At 71.8% G+C, this 16,233-nt stretch carries 13 protein-coding genes; 8 read left to right on the top strand and 5 right to left on the bottom strand.

The window, feature by feature from the left end; genetic code table 11:
• Position 1 precedes the first annotated feature (1 nt).
• From mtrB to hpf, 4 genes are all read left to right on the top strand, one after another.
• Positions 2-1,759, top strand: coding sequence for an MtrAB system histidine kinase MtrB (gene mtrB, locus ACLJN9_RS04095; RefSeq protein ID WP_410809656.1), 1,758 nt, complete (start codon positions 2-4; stop codon positions 1,757-1,759).
• Positions 1,756-3,567, top strand: a complete 1,812-nt coding sequence (locus ACLJN9_RS04090; RefSeq protein ID WP_410809655.1) for an LpqB family beta-propeller domain-containing protein — start codon at positions 1,756-1,758, stop codon at positions 3,565-3,567. Before mtrB ends, ACLJN9_RS04090 begins: the two co-directional genes overlap by 4 nt.
• Before the next feature lie 4 nt (positions 3,568-3,571).
• The gene (locus ACLJN9_RS04085) at positions 3,572-4,267 is read left to right on the top strand and encodes a ComF family protein (RefSeq protein ID WP_410809654.1); all 696 of its coding nucleotides are present in this window, start codon (positions 3,572-3,574) and stop codon (positions 4,265-4,267) included.
• A 244-nt stretch (positions 4,268-4,511) separates the two neighbouring features.
• Entirely contained in the window at positions 4,512-5,147 is a 636-nt protein-coding gene (gene hpf, locus ACLJN9_RS04080) for a ribosome hibernation-promoting factor, HPF/YfiA family (protein ID WP_410809653.1), read from the top strand.
• Positions 5,148-5,229: 82 nt separating this feature from the next.
• On the opposite strand, the gene ACLJN9_RS04075 is transcribed toward hpf, so the two are convergent.
• Positions 5,230-6,360: a GNAT family N-acetyltransferase gene (locus tag ACLJN9_RS04075; RefSeq protein ID WP_410809652.1), complete on the bottom strand. Its 1,131-nt coding sequence runs from the start codon at positions 6,358-6,360 to the stop codon at positions 5,230-5,232.
• The gene (locus ACLJN9_RS04070; RefSeq protein ID WP_410809651.1) at positions 6,357-7,508 is read right to left on the bottom strand and encodes a GNAT family N-acetyltransferase; all 1,152 of its coding nucleotides are present in this window, start codon (positions 7,506-7,508) and stop codon (positions 6,357-6,359) included. The genes ACLJN9_RS04075 and ACLJN9_RS04070 overlap by 4 nt, the downstream gene beginning before the upstream one ends.
• Positions 7,509-7,676: 168 nt before the next feature.
• On the opposite strand from ACLJN9_RS04070, the gene secA reads away from it, so the two are divergent.
• A complete protein-coding gene (gene secA / locus ACLJN9_RS04065; protein ID WP_410809650.1) occupies positions 7,677-10,598 on the top strand; it encodes a preprotein translocase subunit SecA in 2,922 nt (973 codons plus the stop codon).
• A gap of 125 nt (positions 10,599-10,723) precedes the next feature.
• Here secA and ACLJN9_RS04060 read toward each other — a convergent pair whose 3' ends face one another.
• Complete coding sequence (locus ACLJN9_RS04060) at positions 10,724-11,314, bottom strand: Rv3235 family protein (RefSeq protein ID WP_410809649.1); 591 nt, start codon at positions 11,312-11,314, stop codon at positions 10,724-10,726.
• Between the two features lie 107 nt (positions 11,315-11,421).
• Positions 11,422-11,679, bottom strand: coding sequence for a helix-turn-helix domain-containing protein (locus ACLJN9_RS04055; protein ID WP_410809648.1), 258 nt, complete (start codon positions 11,677-11,679; stop codon positions 11,422-11,424).
• A 200-nt stretch (positions 11,680-11,879) separates the two neighbouring features.
• On the opposite strand from ACLJN9_RS04055, the gene ACLJN9_RS04050 reads away from it, so the two are divergent.
• Entirely contained in the window at positions 11,880-12,389 is a 510-nt protein-coding gene (locus ACLJN9_RS04050; RefSeq protein WP_410809647.1) for a DUF6912 family protein, read from the top strand.
• A gap of 12 nt (positions 12,390-12,401) precedes the next feature.
• Here the strand turns inward: ACLJN9_RS04050 and ACLJN9_RS04045 are convergent, their stop codons facing one another.
• Positions 12,402-13,547, bottom strand: a complete 1,146-nt coding sequence (locus ACLJN9_RS04045) for a hypothetical protein (protein ID WP_410809646.1) — start codon at positions 13,545-13,547, stop codon at positions 12,402-12,404.
• A gap of 350 nt (positions 13,548-13,897) precedes the next feature.
• Here ACLJN9_RS04045 and pruA point away from each other — a divergent pair, with 350 nt between their 5' ends.
• Both pruA and ACLJN9_RS04035 read left to right on the top strand, forming a co-directional pair.
• Positions 13,898-15,526: an L-glutamate gamma-semialdehyde dehydrogenase gene (pruA, locus tag ACLJN9_RS04040; protein WP_410809644.1), complete on the top strand. Its 1,629-nt coding sequence runs from the start codon at positions 13,898-13,900 to the stop codon at positions 15,524-15,526.
• Between the two features lie 175 nt (positions 15,527-15,701).
• Positions 15,702-16,217 (top strand): PadR family transcriptional regulator, encoded by a 516-nt coding sequence (locus ACLJN9_RS04035; protein ID WP_410809643.1) that lies wholly within the window; start codon positions 15,702-15,704, stop codon positions 16,215-16,217.
• Positions 16,218-16,233 lie beyond the last annotated feature (16 nt).

Genomic DNA, 16,233 nt, shown 5'->3' with positions numbered 1-16,233 from the left:
TGTGTCGACCTTCCCGCCCCCACACCCCCCGACCACGGCGTCCCGCCGGCCCGGCGCCGGCTGGGAGCTGTGGCGTGCGCTGAGCGGGAGGGCCACCCGGACGGTGGCGCGGGTGCACCAGACCTGGCGCCGCTCGCTGCAGGTTCGGGTGGTGACCATCACGCTTGTCGCATCCAGCCTGCTGGTCGGCGGTTTCGCATACCTGATCGCTGACAAGATCACGACCATCCTGCTCGACAGCGCCCGCGCCGACGTCCGGCAGCGGGTGAACGGCGGCGCCAGCTACGCGGCCAAGCAGGTCTCCCTCTACGGCCAGCCGCAGGAGGCGCAGCTCCAGGAGACCATCGAGGGCACGGTCAACTATCTGGCCGGCGGCGACCCCCAGCAGACCAGTGGCGTGGTCGTGGCGATCACCGCCGACGGTTACCCCAACACCATCCAGACCCGCACGGCGCCCGCGGCGAACGTGCAGCCGTTGATCAGCCCGGAGCTGCGGGCCGCGGTCGCCGGCGGCAAGGTGGCCAGCCAGATCCGCACCGGGCGACTCACCGGGCAGTCCACCAAATACCTGGTCTACGGCTCGCCGGTGCCCACCCGCTTCGGCCAGATCGAGCTGTACTACCTGGTGCCGTTGACCAGGCAGGACGTCACCGCCGGCGACGCACGAGCCACCGTGGTGGCCACCGGGGTCGCTCTGGTCATCCTGCTCGGGCTGCTCGCGGCCCTCGTCACCCGGTTGGTGGTCAACCCGGTCCGGGTGGCCGCGCGCACCGCGCAGCGGCTCTCGGCCGGTCTGCTCGACCAGCGGATGGTGGTCAACGGCGAGGACGACCTCGCCCTGCTCGCCGCCTCGTTCAACCAGATGGCCACCAACCTGCAACGGCAGATCCTGCGCCTGGAGGAGATGTCCCGTTTGCAGCGCCGATTCACCTCCGACGTCTCCCACGAGCTGCGTACCCCGTTGACCACCGTCCGGATGGCCGCCGACCTGATCTTCGCCGAGCGCGACGAGTTCGATCCGGCGGTGGCCCGCAGCGCCGAGTTGCTCCAGGCCGAACTGGACCGGTTCGAGGAACTGCTCACCGACCTGTTGGAGATCAGCCGCTTCGACGCGGGTTTCGCCATGCTGGACGCCGAGCCGACCGATCTGGTGCCCGTGGTGCACCGGGTGGTCGACCGGTTGGCAGGCCTGGCCGAGCGGGTGGGTGTACCGATCGAACTCGACCTGCCGGGCACGCCGGTGATCGCCGAGGTCGACCCACGCCGGGTCGAGCGCGTGCTGCGTAACCTGGTCGGCAATGCCGTCGAGCACGGTGAGGCCCGTCCGGTGCTGATCACCCTCGGGATCGACGACACCGCCGTGGCGATCACCGTCCGGGACCACGGGGTGGGGCTCAAGGTGGGCGAGGAGAAGCTGGTGTTCAACCGGTTCTGGCGGGCGGACCCGTCCCGGGCCCGGCAGACCGGGGGCACCGGGCTGGGCCTGTCGATCAGCCTGGAGGACGCCCGCCTGCACGGCGGCTGGCTGGAGGCGTGGGGTGCGCCCGGGCAGGGCGCACAGTTCCGGCTCACCCTGCCGGCCCGCGCCGGTGACCGGTTGACCACCTCGCCGCTGCGTCTGGTGCCTGCCGACGCCGCGCTGCCGTTCGGCGGCCCACGCGACGGTGGTCCGCTGGCCATCGGGCCCGGCACCGACGGGGCGCTGGCGATCAGCCCGGCGGCCGCCGGGGACGGGCGGCGGGCGGAGGTGCGCTCGTGAGGGGTCAGCGTCTGCTCGGTGCGCTCGGCGTGGTGCTGCTGCTGGGTGCCGGGTGTGGCATCCCGGCGGCGTCCGACGTGCGGGTGGACGGCAAGGGTGGGACCGCGTCGGGGGCTGGCTCGGTCAACGGTCAGGGCAGCGAGCCGCCGACGCGTCCGGCCAGCGGCAGCGCCAACGACACCTTCGTGCGTAATTTCCTGTCCGCCGCCGCCGGCGAGCCGGACCGGGCCTACGAGCGTGTCAAGCAGTTCATCGCACCGGAGCACCGGTTCCAGTTGCAGGAGAAGAAGGGCAGCGAGATCGCGCTGACCGTGGTCCGTCTGCGAGAGGCGGTCTTCACCCTCAACAGCGACTCGACCACCACCGTGAAGATCACGGTGCAGCAGATCGGCGTTCTGCGGACCAACGGCACCCTGGCACCGCCGGTGGCGACCGAGACGGAGTACGAGTTCGGGCTGCGCAGCGGGGCGCTCGGGGGCAGCGGCAAGGACGAGCTCGCCGGCCTGTACGTCCTCGACCCACCGAACGTGCTGCTGCTCAGCGACGTCGCCCTGCAGCAGTACTACCGGGACGCGTCGATCTACTTCTGGAACTCCGACCGCAGTCGACTGGTGCCCGACCAGCGGTACCTGCCGGACGCGGTGCCGGAGGAACGCCGGGTCAACGAGGTGGTGAAGTGGCTGGTCGGCGGCCCGTCCGACTGGCTGCGCCCGGGTGTCGTGGGGCTGCCCGACCGCACCGAGCTGATCAACAATGCCACCGGTGCGAACAACCGGTGGGAGGTCAACCTGGACATGTCCGTTGACGACCAGACCCGGATCGACCAGCTGATCACGCAGCTCGCGTGGTCGCTGGGCAACCTGGCGGGCGAGTTGGAGTTGAAGATCCGCAACAACGCGCAGCCCGTGCAGGATCTCAACGAGCGCCGGTTGTCCAAGAAGCTCTACCCGATCACGGTCGGCCCGCAGCGGTTCGGCGTGTACGAGGGCGCGATCCGCCCGCTCGACTTTGCCGGCGAGCCCAGCGGCACCGTGCCGTTGGCGGCGGCGGTCAACCGCAACATCGTCTCGGCCGGTCTCGCACGCGACGACGACACGATCCTCGCCGCGATGGTGGTGAGCAGCGGCAAGGGTCGGGAGCGACTGGCCGTGGGCACCGGCCGTGCTCCGGTCAGCGTGCTCAACCGGAGCGCTTCCGAGTACGCCTCGATCAGCCGCCCGGTCTGGCTGCGCACCATGAACGCCCGCCCCGCCCGGGGCCTGGTGGTGGCCGACGGCCGGCTCTACCGCTTCGACGAGGCCGCCCGGATGTACCAGGTGCCACTCAACCTGCCCTCCGCCGAGGTCACCGCCGTGGCCGCCGCGCTGGACGGTCAGCGGGTCGCGTTGATCGCCGGCGGCCGCCTCTACGTGGCCGCGGTCGACCTGGACGGCGGCGGGGTCTCCATCGGCCCGCCCCGGCCGTTGGTCACGTCGCTGACCGGCCTCAGCGCGGTGGACTGGGGCAGCGAGGACAGGCTGATGGTGGCGGGGTCGGCCGGCCAGCCGGCGATCTACGAGATCAGCCTGGACGGCGCCCTGGAGACGCCGCTGCGGACCGACGTGGGCGCCAAGGTCAACCACCTGACGTCGTACCCGACCAATCGCACCGTGCCGCTGCCCACCGGGGCCTTCATGTACGAGGCGAACGGGGTGGCGTACCGCAACAGCCCTTTCGAACGGATCGGACCCGAGCGGGTGCGCGACATCGCCCCGCCCCCGGCAGGGGTCCGGGCCAGCAACCCGTCGGCCCCGTTCTTCCTCTACTGACCTCGTGCGGGGGGTGTGGGCGGATCTCGCCGATCTGGTCCTGCCCGCCGACTGCGCGGGCTGTCGGGAGCGCCGGTCCGGCCTCCGGCACGGGGTGTGCCCGGTCTGCGTGACGGCGCTGGACGCGCTGCGCCCCCGGCCGGTCCGTCCCACTCCCGCCCCACCGGGCCTCCCGCCCTGCGTCGCTCTCGGCTCGTACGCCGGCCCGCTGCGCGAGGCTCTGCTGGCGTACAAGGAGCACGGCCGGCACGGGTTGGCCCGGCCGCTCGGCGCGCTCCTCGCCGAGGTCGTGGCGGCGGCGGTCGGCGGGGCGCGTCCGGTGGCGCTGGTGCCGGTGCCGGACACCGCGGCGGCGGCCCGGGCCCGCTACGGCGACCACCTCGATCGGCTGGCCCGGCACTGCGCGGCCCGGTTGACGCGGGGCGGCTGGCCGGTCCGGGTGGACCGGCCGCTTCGCGCGCTGCCCCGACCCGACTCGGTGACGCTGGACAGCGCCGGCCGGGCGGCGGCGGCCGAGGCGGCGTTCCGGCCCCGTCCTGGTGCCTCCCGCGGGGGTGGTGGGCCGGTCGTGGTGCTGCTCGACGACATCATCACCACCGGGGTCACGCTGGCGGCGGCGTCCCGAGTGCTGGCCGCGACCGGGCGGGCACCGACTGTGGCCGTGGTGCTCGCGGCGACCGAGAAAAGACTCCGTTCGTAACCGACCGTGTTTCCGTTTCACCCGATGGTGTACGAGCTGCGAAAAATCCTGGACGGTCTCGCAACATGGGGTGACTGCCGGGCGAACAGGAGTTAGCGTTTCGCTGTCGGGGGTGGGAGGTCGTTTAATCCGCCTCCGATGGTGAAAGGAGGCGTAGCCGCACCGACCGGTCGACGCCAGCGGAGCTCCCCAGGGCGCGCGGCCGGGTAACCGGATCGAAGGCCGTCCGAACAAGGGAGGTCACGTGGACATCGTGGTCAAGGGCCGAAACGTCGAAGTACCGGACCATTACCGGGTGCACGTAGCCGAAAAACTCGCAAAGGTCGAACGCTACGACCACAAACTGATTCGTGTCGATGTCGAGCTGTTTCACGAGCGCAATCCGCGCCAGGCCGACCACTGCCAACGGGTGGAGATCACCTGCGTTTCCCGGGGTCCGGTGATCCGGGCCGAGGCGTGCACGAACGACTTCTACAGCGCGCTCGACGCGGCGATCGCGAAGCTCGACACCCGGCTGCGCCGCGCGGCCGACCGTCGCCGCGTACACCGTGGTCGGCACGCGCCGATCTCCGTTGCCGCCGCCACCGCCGGCCTGCCGGTCGCGGACCTGGTGGCCGCGCCGCTGGGCGCGCCCGGTGACGGTGCCCGTGCCGGCACCGCCGTCGCGGAGCGGATCGAGGACGAGCACGACCAGCAGCCGTGGCACATCGCCCGGGAGAAGGTGCACCCGGCGGAACCGATGACCGTCGACGACGCGCTGTTCGAGATGGAACTCGTCGGCCACGACTTCTACCTGTTCCAGGACAAGGAGTCCGGTCGCCCGAGCGTCGTCTACCGCCGCCGCGCCTACGACTACGGCATCATCTCTCTCGCCACCTGACCTGGCCCAACCCACGCGTGTCGATCATGAGGTTGTGGTGGGGTGCAGCGGGCTGTGACACCCACCACAACCTCATGATCAATCAGCGGGGAGCGGCCGGTTGGACGAGGTCGGTCGGGAGTAACGCGAAGGTCAGGTCGTCCACGCGGGTGCCGGCCAGGCCGGGGAGGCGCCCACGCTGCAGTGCCTCGCGCTGAAAGCCGACCCGCTCCAGCACGCGGTGCGACGCGCTGTTCTCCGGCACGGTGCCGGCGGTCAGCCGGGCCATCCCCGCCGTCGCGAACGCCCAGCCGGCGAGCAGCCGGACCGCCCGCGTGGCATACCCGCGGCCCCGCCAGTGAGGCAGCAACGCATACCCGATCGATCCCTCACCGCTGGCCACGTCGGTGTACGACAACCCGCAGCTGCCCACCGGCTCGCCGCTGACCACGTCGGTGATCAGCAACCGGGCGAGGTCGCCGGTCAACCACAGGCTCTCCGCGAGCCGGCAGCGCCGTTCGAACGCGGCCCACTCCGGCGGCACCGGCGGCGCCTGGTTCGCCACCACCTCGGGCAGGCTGTGCAGCCGGAACATCAGCTCCGCGTCGCCGGGGACAAGCCTGCGCAGCGCCACCACCTGATCGGTGAGCACCCCGCCGGGCAGATCGGGCAGCAGGCGGGCGGCCGGGCCGGGCGGGTCGTCGGCCAGACGTACCCAGGCCAGCAGGTCGTGCCGGCCCGCATCCCGGTTCGCACCGGCCGAGCGGCGTACCCCCTCGTAGCGGAAGCCGGCAGCCAGCGCGACCCGCTGGCTGGGCCCGTTCTCCGGCTCGGTCAGCAGCTCCAGCCGGGCGGTGCCGGTGGCGAACGCGTGCTCGCTCAGCGCGCGGGTGGCCGCGGCGGCCACCCCCCGCCCGCGCGCCGCCGGTCGCAACCAGTAGCCGATCTCGGCCTGGCCCCGTGCGGGCACCGGACAGTTCAGCCCCACCGCGCCGAGCAGACGATCGGTGGCGGGGTCCGCGATGGCGTACGCCGCGCCGCCGCCGGTCCAGGCCGCCGGAGCGCCGGCGTCGATCCAGCAACGGGCGTCGATCTCGGTGTACGGCGTCGGCACGCCCGAAACGAACCGTTGGGTCAACGGGTCCGCGCAGCCGTCGAGCACGTCGGCGGTGTCCTCGGCGCGGAACGGCCGCAGCCGCACCCCGTGCGCCTCGACGACCTGCCGGGGCGTCATGTCAGATCCTCGGCGAGGAGCGCGGCCACCCACACGTCGGCCCGCTCACCCCGGTGCTGTACGCCACCCCGGGCGGTCCCCTCGAACGCGAAGCCCGCCTTCTCCGCCACCCGCCGGGAGGCCGTGTTGCCCACGTTGGACTTCCACTCGACTCGGGCCAGGCCCAGCGTGGTGATGCCCCAGACGCTGAGGGCCGCAAGCGCGGCGGTCATGAAGCCGTGGCCGCGGGCAGCCGGCGCGGTCATGAAGCCCACGTCGGCGAGTAGCGGATCGGCGGGGGAGAGCCGCAGGTCGATCGAGCCGGCGTACCTGTCATCGGGGTCGGCGAGCACGAAGCAGCCAGCCTCGCCCCGCGCCCAGGCTTCCGTGCCGAAGCCTCGGTACCACTGGGCGTCGGCGCGCTCGTAAGGGTCCGGCACGGTGGTCCAGCGGATGCTCTCCGGGTCCCGGCAGGTTTCCACCACGGCGTCCAGGTCCCGCTCCTCCATCGGCCGCAGCCGCAACTCGCCGGCTGCGGCGGTGGCGAAGAGGGTGGGTTGCGGGCGGCCGAAGACGGCGGCCCGCCGGGCGGCCAGAGTGCCCGGACCGGCCGGCCCGGTCGAGCCGGGCTCGGGCACCTCGCCGGGCAGTAGCGACCCGATCCAGCCGTCCGCGCTGCCGTCCGGCGCCGGATCGGCCTGCCGCAGCCGGCCGTCGATCCGGAACCCGGCCCGGAGCGCGACCAGCCGGGAGGCGTGATTGCCCACCTCGGCCTGCCAGATCAGCCGGCGCAGCCCGAGGGTGTCGAAGGACCAGCGGGCCACCGCCCGCGCGGCCCGGACGGTCACCCCCCGGCCCCGCGCCCACGGGGCCGTCCAGTAGCCGATCTCGCCGGTACCGGTGTCGCTGACGGAGATCAAACCGCAGGAGCCGAGCAGTTCGCCGGTGCTCGGGTCGCAGACCGCGAACGGTGCTCCGGTCCCCTGCGCCCAGGCCCGCCCGCTCAGCGTCGTGACGAATCCGTGCGCGTGTTCGGTCAGGTACGGGCGCGGTACGGTGGTCCAGCGCTGGATGTCCGGGTCCTGGCAGGCTCGGTGCACCGCGTCGGCGTCGGCCTCCCGCCAGGGTCGCAGTTGCACGCCGTCCTCGTTGATCTCCACTGGCTCCACTCGTGCATCGTGCCGGAACGTTCGCCGACGGCGTAACCGGATAACCAGCGACGCGCAGACCGTGTGTACGTTATGTCGGGTTCGGTGGGGTGGACCGCCGCCACCAGTGACCATCGCGCCGATGGAGCGCCTACGATGGTTCGAGACTGTCTAGGGGAGCGTTGATCCGTGTCGATTCTGGAAAAGGTCCTTAACGCGGGCGAGGGCCGTATGGTGCGCCGGCTCAAGGCCGTCGCCGCCGCCGTCAGCTCGATCGAGGACGACTACGTCAACCTCACCGACGAGGAGCTGCGCGGCATGACCGAGCAGTTCCGGGAGCGGCTCGCCGACGGCGAGACCCTCGACGATTTGCTGCCGGAGGCGTTCGCGGTGGCCCGCGAGGCGGCCGCCCGGGTGCTCGGCCAGCGGCCGTACGACGTCCAGGTGATGGGCGGCGCGGCGCTGCACTTCGGCAACATCGCCGAGATGAAGACCGGTGAGGGCAAGACGCTGACCTCGGTCATGGCCGTCTACCTCAACGCGCTCTCCGGCGACGGCGTGCACGTGGTCACCGTCAATGACTACCTCGCCCAGCGCGACGCGGCCTGGATGGGTCAGGTGCACGAGTTCCTCGGGCTGACCGTCGGCGTGGTGCTGCCCAACCGGCCGGCCACCGAGCACAAGGCCGCCTACGAGTGCGACATCACGTACGGCACCAACAACGAGTTCGGCTTCGACTACCTGCGCGACAACATGGCCTGGTCGAGGGAAGAGCTCGTCCAGCGGGGCCACAACTTCGCGGTGGTCGACGAGGTCGACTCGATCCTGATCGACGAGGCACGCACCCCGCTGATCATCTCGGGGCCGGCCGAGCACTCGGCCCGCTGGTACGGCGAGTTCGCCGGCGTGGTGGCCCGCCTCCAGGCCGGCACCGACGGCGAGGGCGACTACGAGGTCGACCACTCCAAGCGCACCATCGCGGTCACCGAGCGCGGCGTCGCCAAGGTCGAGGACCGGATCGGCATCGACAACCTGTACGAGTCGGTGAACACTCCGCTGGTCGGCTACCTCAACAACGCGATCAAGGCCAAGGAGCTCTACAAGCGCGACAAGGACTACATCGTCAGCGACGGTGAGGTCCTGATCGTCGACGAGTTCACCGGTCGCATCCTGCACGGCCGTCGCTACAACGAGGGCATGCACCAGGCGATCGAGGCCAAGGAGGGGGTGGAGATCAAGCAGGAGAACCAGACCCTGGCCACCATCACCCTCCAGAACTACTTCCGCCTCTACGGCAAGCTGTCCGGGATGACCGGTACGGCCCAGACCGAGGCGAGCGAGTTCAACAAGGTCTACAAGGTCGGCGTCGTGACCATCCCGACCCACCGTCCGATGGTCCGCGCGGACCGGCCCGACGTCATCTACAAGACCGAGAAGGCCAAGTTCAACGCGGTCATCGAGGACATCGCCGAGCGCCACCAGTTGGGCCAGCCGGTGCTCGTCGGCACCGTGTCGGTGGAAAACTCCGAGATTCTCTCTCAGCTGCTGCGTCGGCGGGGCATCCCGCACAACGTGCTGAACGCCAAGTTCCACGCGCGGGAAGCCGAGATCGTCGCGCAGGCCGGGCGTAAGGGCGCGGTCACCGTGGCAACCAACATGGCCGGCCGTGGCACCGACATCCTGCTCGGCGGCAACGCCGAGTTCCTCGCCGCGAACGAGCTGCGCCAGCGTGGTCTCGACCCGCTGGAGAACGAGGAAGAGTACGCCAAGGCGATGGAGGAGGTCCTGCCCACGTGGAAGCAGGCCTGCGACACCGAGGCGGACGAGGTTTCCGCCGCCGGTGGCCTGTACGTGCTGGGCACCGAGCGACACGAGTCCCGCCGGATCGACAACCAGCTGCGCGGTCGTGCCGGCCGGCAGGGTGACCCGGGCGAGTCCCGCTTCTACCTGTCGCTCCAGGACGAGCTGATGCGGCGCTTCCGCGCCGGTGCGGTCGAGGCGGTGATGGAGCGCTTCAACATCCCGGAGGACGTGCCCATCGAGTCGAAGATGGTCACCCGGCAGATCAAGAGCGCCCAGGCCCAGATCGAGGGTCAGAACGCCGAGATTCGTAAGAACGTGCTCAAGTACGACGAGGTGCTCAACAAGCAGCGCCAGGTCGTGTACGCCGAGCGTCTCCGGGTGCTCAACGGCGAAGACCTCTCCGACCAGGTCCGCAACATGATCGACGACGTGACCGAGGCGTACGTGCGGGGTGCCACCTCGGACGGCTACGGCGAGGACTGGGACCTTGAGCAGCTCTGGTCCAGCCTCAAGCAGCTCTACCCGGTCGGCGTGACGATCGAGGAGTTGGAAGAGGAGGCCGGCGGCTCCCGGGCCGGCATGGACGCCGACTTCCTGGTCGCCCGGCTCAAGGAGGACGCGAACGCCGCGTACGACCGCCGCGAGGAGCAGGTCGGCGAGGAGGGGGTGCGTCAGCTCGAGCGGATGGTGCTGCTCCAGGTCATCGACCGCAAGTGGCGCGAGCACCTCTACGAGATGGACTATCTCCAGGAGGGCATCAACCTCCGGGCGTACGCCCAGCGTGACCCGGTGGTGGAATACCAGCGCGAGGGCTTCGACATGTTCGCCACCATGATGGACGGCATCAAGGAGGAGACGGTCGGCTTCCTCTACAACGTCGACGTCCAGGTGACCGAACCGGAGCCGGACGCGGAGGAGGTCGCGCTGCTCGACAAGCCGGTGGAGATCCGTGCCAAGGGTCTCAACCGCGCGCCACAGCGGCAGGGCCTGCAATATTCCGCGCCCACCATCGACGGTGAGGCCAGCCCCGGCGCGGTGGCCATCGAGCAGGCCGAGCAGCAGGCTCCGGCGCTGGGTGTGGGTCGACCGGCTCCGGGTGGCCCGGCGGCACCGGGGTCAACCGCTCCGTCCGCTCCGCAGCGGCCGACCTCCGGCCTGCGTGGTCCGGCGATCCCGTCGGCCGCCTCCCGTCGGCCGGCAGCCAACCAGACGGAGGCCAGCAACGGGCCGTCGCGCAACGCGCCGTGCCCGTGTGGCTCGGGCCGCAAGTACAAGCGTTGCCACGGCGCCCCCAACGGCGGCAACTGACCGACAGCAGCTGACCGACGGGTCCCGGCCGATCTGGCTGGGGCCCGTCGGCGTTTTCAGCCCTCCGCCCGACCGGACCCGCGGCCCGAGCCGGATGATCACCTCGGTGTCGCGGGCGGTCGAGGTCAGATCACGTGCAGGGCGGTGCAGAGCCAGCGGCCGCGGCGATGCTCCAGGCGGAGCGCCATCGCCCAACTTCGGTTGCCCGCGCCGGCCAGCACGGCGGCTGCCTCCACCGCGGCCGCGCGGGGTTCGCAGACCCGCAGGCGGAGCAGCCGGACCACCGGCCGCTCGGCACGGCGGCGCGGCGAAGCGGATCGCCCGGTCGCGCGGGCCAGCTCGGTCAGCAGATCGCCCGCCCGGGCCGGGTCGAGCAGGGGTCGCACCTGCGCCGGAGATCGGTAGCCGTTGACCACCTCCAGGCAGGTGCCGACGAAGCGGTGCGCGACGCGGGTCGCCTCCGAGACGGTCGCCGGCGGAAGCGGCGCGCCCGGGTGGGTGGTGGGCCGGGTCGGCACCCGGCGGAGGGCGGTGCGACGTGCCGGTGGCCGGACCGCGTCAGGGCGGGTCGAGGCGAACAGATCGAGCGCGAGCTGACCGTGGGTCGGCGCCGGCCAGTATGGCCCGTCGGTGTCGTCCGCATAGGGCGGGTCGATGGGCGGGACGGGGCGCAGCCGCACGGGTGGCCGGGACGGAGTGGATCGCGGCTCGCTCATCGTTCCCCCTCGATCTTGCGTTTGCCTTCGTTTGCCTCCGACAGCATCGATTCTGGGCGACAGAGCGGCCCGGGTCAATGGCTGGGCCATGCCGGGTGGCGTCGTTACTACTCCGGGTCGCGGTCGACGAGCGGGTTGCCCTGGACCCAGTCGGCGGTCTCGGCGTACTTGCGGGTGATGTACTCCTCGAGCCGGGCGCGCTCGACCCGCCACTGGCCGCGTCCGCCGATCTTTATCGCCGGCAGTTCTCCGCTGCGCACCATGTGGTAGACCTGCGAGTCCGACACGTTCAGCTCGGTGGCGACGTCGGAGAGAAGCAGGAAACGCGGCTCCACGGAAACTCCCGGGGTTGGTGTCGTTTGCATCAGTTTGCCATCGACAGCCCCGACAGCCCAACACCAGGCCAACCCGGTGCCGAACCAACCGTGCGCGCCAATCGCACGGCGGACACACCGGCGGGGAACTTCCACCTGCCCGAGGCGGGGTGTATGACGGTCACGGCGTGCGGCATGATCTGCGCCCGTGCCGGCGGCCGCCGGTGGAGGACTGAGCGGGGAGACGACTGGTGACCGACGAGCTTGTCCGGGTGTACGTGCCGGCGACCGTACCGATGCTGACCCGGCTGCGCGAGCAGGGTCTGACCGCCGACCACGGGCACGCGGTGACCCCGGCGCTGCGCGAGTGGTATGCCGAGGGCGACGAGGAGGAGTTGGAGTACGTCGCGTTCACCCGCGCCGCCCAGGACGCGCTGCACCTGCTCCGGGCCGACCCGACCGCGCCCCGCCGCCGGGTCGTCGTCTCGGTCGACCTGCCTCCGGGCGCGATCGGCCGGGGTGACGACGAGCTGGGTTCCAGCACGGTGCCGGTGGCCGAGGCCGTGCCGGTGGGCTCCGTCGCGGCGATCCACGTGGACGGCGCGGACGCCGTGGAGGAGGTCGCCGCCGCGGCGGACGTGGTTGCCGAGGCCGCCGCAGGCGACCCGGACGCCCAGTTCACGGTCGACGGCGCCGAGGACCACGAGCTGGAGTGGTACGACGTGACCGAGCTGGACCTGCTGCTGCGCGCCGCCGGCTGAGCCCGGGCGCGGTCAGCGGGCCTGGCCCGCGTCGGCCGGGTTCGCGTCGGCCGGGTTCGCGTCGGCCGGGTTCGCGTCGGCCGGGTTCGCGTCGGCCGGGTCCGTGTCGGCCGGGTCCGTGTCTGTCGGCTCCGAGCTGGACGGGTGCGCCTCGGCCGTGTCCGGGGTGCTCGTTCTTGCGGGTTCGTCGTCGTCGGAGGAGGTCGGACCCAGCGTGCGGCCGAACGCGACGAGCGCGGTCAGCGCCCCCACGAAGAGAACCCAGATGCCGTTGTCGACCCGGGAGGTGCCCAGCGAGGTCTGTGCCACCGCGTCCGCTTCGCTCAGCGCGCTGGCCAGGTCGAGCAGCGACCGGCCACCGATCCGGATGATCACCTCGGCGAGCAGCAGGAGCAGGCCCGGCCCGGCTCCGGCCAGCAGGTACGCCGGCCAGCGCAGCGCCGGCGTCTCGGGGTCGCGGCGCAGGGCCCGCCGTCGCGCCCAGGTCAGGTAGCCGAAGGCGAGCAGCCCGGCGAGCAGCCCGGCGAGGAGCGACTCGGTGCGCGACACCCACTTCGCGGCGTCGACCAGCGATTCCTGGCTGTCACCCGCGCCGAAGAGGTTGAAGAGCGGGTCCCGGGCGCGGCTGAACGCGACCACGAAGACCAGCGCGCCCAGCGCGGCGGCGGACACCGCACCGACCGCCGGGGCTGTCCGCGCGCCGGCCAGCGCGCCACCGATGATCGCGGCGGCAGCGGTGGTGCCGGCGATCACGTTCGTGGTCGACGTGTCGAAGTAGGTGAGGTTGATCGCCAGCGCGGCGGCCAGCCCGACCAGCATTCCCGCTCCGATCGCCCCGACGAAGCGCAGGGTGGTCCAGTCGCCGTACCGGCGGGTCAGCAGGTTGCCGCAGGCCAGGGCGACGGCGGCCCCGGCCACGAGCGCGGCGGAGATCACGCCGGGCAGGGCGAACGCGGACAGGCTGATGGCCGTGACCCCGGCCGCCGACGAGGTGATGGCCTCCCTGGTCGACCAGAGCATGGCGGCCAGCCAGCCGAGCGCCAGCACCGCGAGTACCGCGGCTCCGGGGGCGGGAACCGGCCCGCCGTCGGGGGTGGTCGCGTCGACCGCCGGCTCGTCCGACTCCGCGGCCGGGACGCGGCCGGGCTGCTTGGTCATCGTCTCCCCTTCGAGGCGGCAGGTCACCGACCATTCAGGGTACGCGGGCCCGCTGGGCCTCCCGCCGCCCCTGGATGACCGCGACAGGCGCGGCCGGGCCGGCCGCCGCGGACCGGGTGCCCGGTGTCCGGGAGGGTCACCCGCCCGCACCGCATCGGTAAGGGGAGAAGGGGTGGTGCGGTCCTTGGCGGGAGGGGACGGTGGAGGTGAGGCGGCCACCCCGACGTGGAACAATCGCCGGAGGTCCCGCCGCTGCTCGGCCCTGCCGCGCGGGCGTCCGGTGCCCGGCCGTCCGGTCGGTCCCCGCGGGTCCGGTTTCGCCACCGTAGTCGAGATCGCCAGGAGCTTTGATGGATGCCGTGTTCTCCGTACCCGAGCCGCGCAACGAGCCGGTTCGCAACTACGAGCCTGGCAGCAGCGACCGGGAGCGGCTCCAGCGGCGGCTGACCGAGCTGGCCGCCGAGCGCATCGACCTGCCGATGACCATCGGCGGCGAGCAGCGGATGGCCGCTGGCGACTCGATCGACGTGGTGCAGCCGCACCGGCACGCGCACGTGCTGGGTATCACCGCGCACGCCACCCACGACGACGCCCGCGCCGCGATCAAGGCGGCCAAGGACGCCGCTCCGATGTGGCGGGCGCTGCCGTTCGAGGAGCGCGCCGCGATCTTCCTGCGTGCCGCCGAGCTGCTCGCCGGCCCCTGGCGGGACACGCTCAACGGCGCCACCATGCTCGGCCAGTCGAAGACCGCGATCCAGGCGGAGATCGACGCGGCCTGCGAGTTCATCGACTTCCTCCGGTTCAACGTGCACTTCGCCCGCCGCCTGCTCGAGGAGCAGCCCGCCTCCTCCGCCGGGGTCTGGAACCGCTTCGACCACCGCCCGTTGGAGGGCTTCGTCTACGCGGTGACGCCGTTCAACTTCACGGCCATCGCCGGCAACCTCCCGTCGGCGCCGGCACTGCTGGGCAACACGGTGATCTGGAAGCCGGGCCCGACCCAGCAGTTCGCCGCGCACTTCACCATGCGGCTGTTCGAGGCCGCCGGCCTGCCGCCCGGCGTGATCAACATGGTCACCGGGCGAGGCGAGGAGGTCTCCGACGTCGTACTCGCCGATCCGGACCTGGCCGGCATCCACTTCACCGGTTCGACCAAGGTCTTCCAGCAGCTGTGGCGGACCGTCGGCGACAACATCTCCCGCTACCGGGGCTACCCGCGGCTGGTCGGCGAGACCGGCGGCAAGGACTTCGTGGTGGCGCACACCAGCGCCGACGTGGACGCGCTGCACACCGCGCTGATCCGGGGCGCCTACGAGTACCAGGGCCAGAAGTGCTCGGCGGCCTCGCGGGCGTACGTGCCGCGCTCGCTCTGGGAGGGCGGGCTGCGCGACCGGCTGGCCGCCACCGCCGACTCGCTGACCTACGGCGACGTGGCCGACTTCGGCAACTTCGGCGGCGCGGTGATCGACGACAAGGCGTTCGCCCGGCACACGGCGGCACTGGAGCTGATCGCCGGCGACGACTCGTGCCGGGTGCTGGCCGGTGGCACCGCCGACGACTCGGTGGGCTACTTCGTCCGGCCGACGCTCTTCGAGTGCGGCGACGCCGCACACGAGACCTTCACCACCGAGTACTTCGGGCCGATCCTGGGCGTGCACGTGTTCGACGACGCCCGCTTCGACGACGTGGTCGCGCAGGCCGAGTCGATCGCGCCCTACGCGCTGACCGGGTCGGTGTTCGCGACCGACCGCCGGGTGATCGACACGGTCGGCGAGCGCATGCGGTACGCGGCCGGCAACTTCTACATCAACGACAAGCCGACCGGCGCGGTGGTCGGGCAGCAGCCCTTCGGCGGCGCCCGGGCCAGCGGCACCAACGACAAGGCGGGCAGCTGGCTCAACCTCGTCCGCTGGGTGTCGCCGCGGACGATCAAGGAGACCTTCGTGCCGCCGACCGATCACACGTACCCCCACATGGGCTGACCGGCGACGGCCCTCGGCGGCGCGCGTGGCGCCGCCGGGGGGTCTGCCGGCGCGACCAACCCATCGATAGTCCTCAACGGACAGTCTGTCGCCGACAGTGCACATAGGAAGACCTGTCGGGTGGCAAACCGCCAAATCCTGGACGCCACGGGCGCAAAGTGGCAGCGTGGTGGGCATGGCGGATTCTGGAGTCAACCCTACGGCGGCGGCCCTTCTCGGGCTGCTCCATGAGGGCCCGATGACAGGCGGTCAGCTGATGGCCGCCGCGGAGCGCCGGTTGGCGCCGTACTGGTCGATGACCCGCAGCCAGGTCTACCGCGAGTTGCCGGTGCTGGCCGAGCGAGGGTTCGTGCGGCTCGGCAAGCCGGGGCCGCGGATGAGCCAGCCCTACTCGCTCACCGCCAGCGGAAAACGGACGTTCTCCCGCTGGTTGACGGAGAACCCGGGTCGGGACACCATCCGCAACCCGATAGCGCTGCGGATGGCCTTCGGCGAGCTGCACTCCGCCAGCCAGCTGAAGGGCCTGTACGCCTCCGCCAACGAATACCACACCGAGGCCCTGGCTCAGGTGCGGGAGCAGGTCAAGAACGCCAAACGGGACGGCGAGACGTACGACGCCAGCGCGCTGGAGTTCGCCGTGGCCTACCACAAGGCGGCGCTGACGTGGCTGAAGAGCGCTCCCGTCGGGTGACGGTGCCGGTTCGGCG

It is taken from the genome of Micromonospora sp. 067-2, from assembly GCF_046549295.1.
Taxonomy (GTDB): Bacteria; Actinomycetota; Actinomycetes; order Mycobacteriales; family Micromonosporaceae; genus Micromonospora.
Note: the sequence above shows the minus strand (reverse complement) of the source record. Positions and strands in the feature narration are given on the sequence as shown.

Excerpts from the sequence above, each read along its gene's own strand:
- ACLJN9_RS04045 (WP_410809646.1), bottom strand. The coding sequence starts at position 13,547 with ATGACCAAGCAGCCCGGCCGCGTCCCGGCCGCGGAGTCGGACGAGCCG.
- ACLJN9_RS04035 (WP_410809643.1), top strand. The coding sequence starts at position 15,702 with ATGGCGGATTCTGGAGTCAACCCTACGGCGGCGGCCCTTCTCGGGCTG.
- ACLJN9_RS04060 (WP_410809649.1), bottom strand. The coding sequence starts at position 11,314 with ATGAGCGAGCCGCGATCCACTCCGTCCCGGCCACCCGTGCGGCTGCGC.
- ACLJN9_RS04055 (WP_410809648.1), bottom strand. The coding sequence starts at position 11,679 with ATGCAAACGACACCAACCCCGGGAGTTTCCGTGGAGCCGCGTTTCCTG.
- pruA (WP_410809644.1), top strand. The coding sequence starts at position 13,898 with ATGGATGCCGTGTTCTCCGTACCCGAGCCGCGCAACGAGCCGGTTCGC.
- ACLJN9_RS04075 (WP_410809652.1), bottom strand. The coding sequence starts at position 6,360 with ATGACGCCCCGGCAGGTCGTCGAGGCGCACGGGGTGCGGCTGCGGCCG.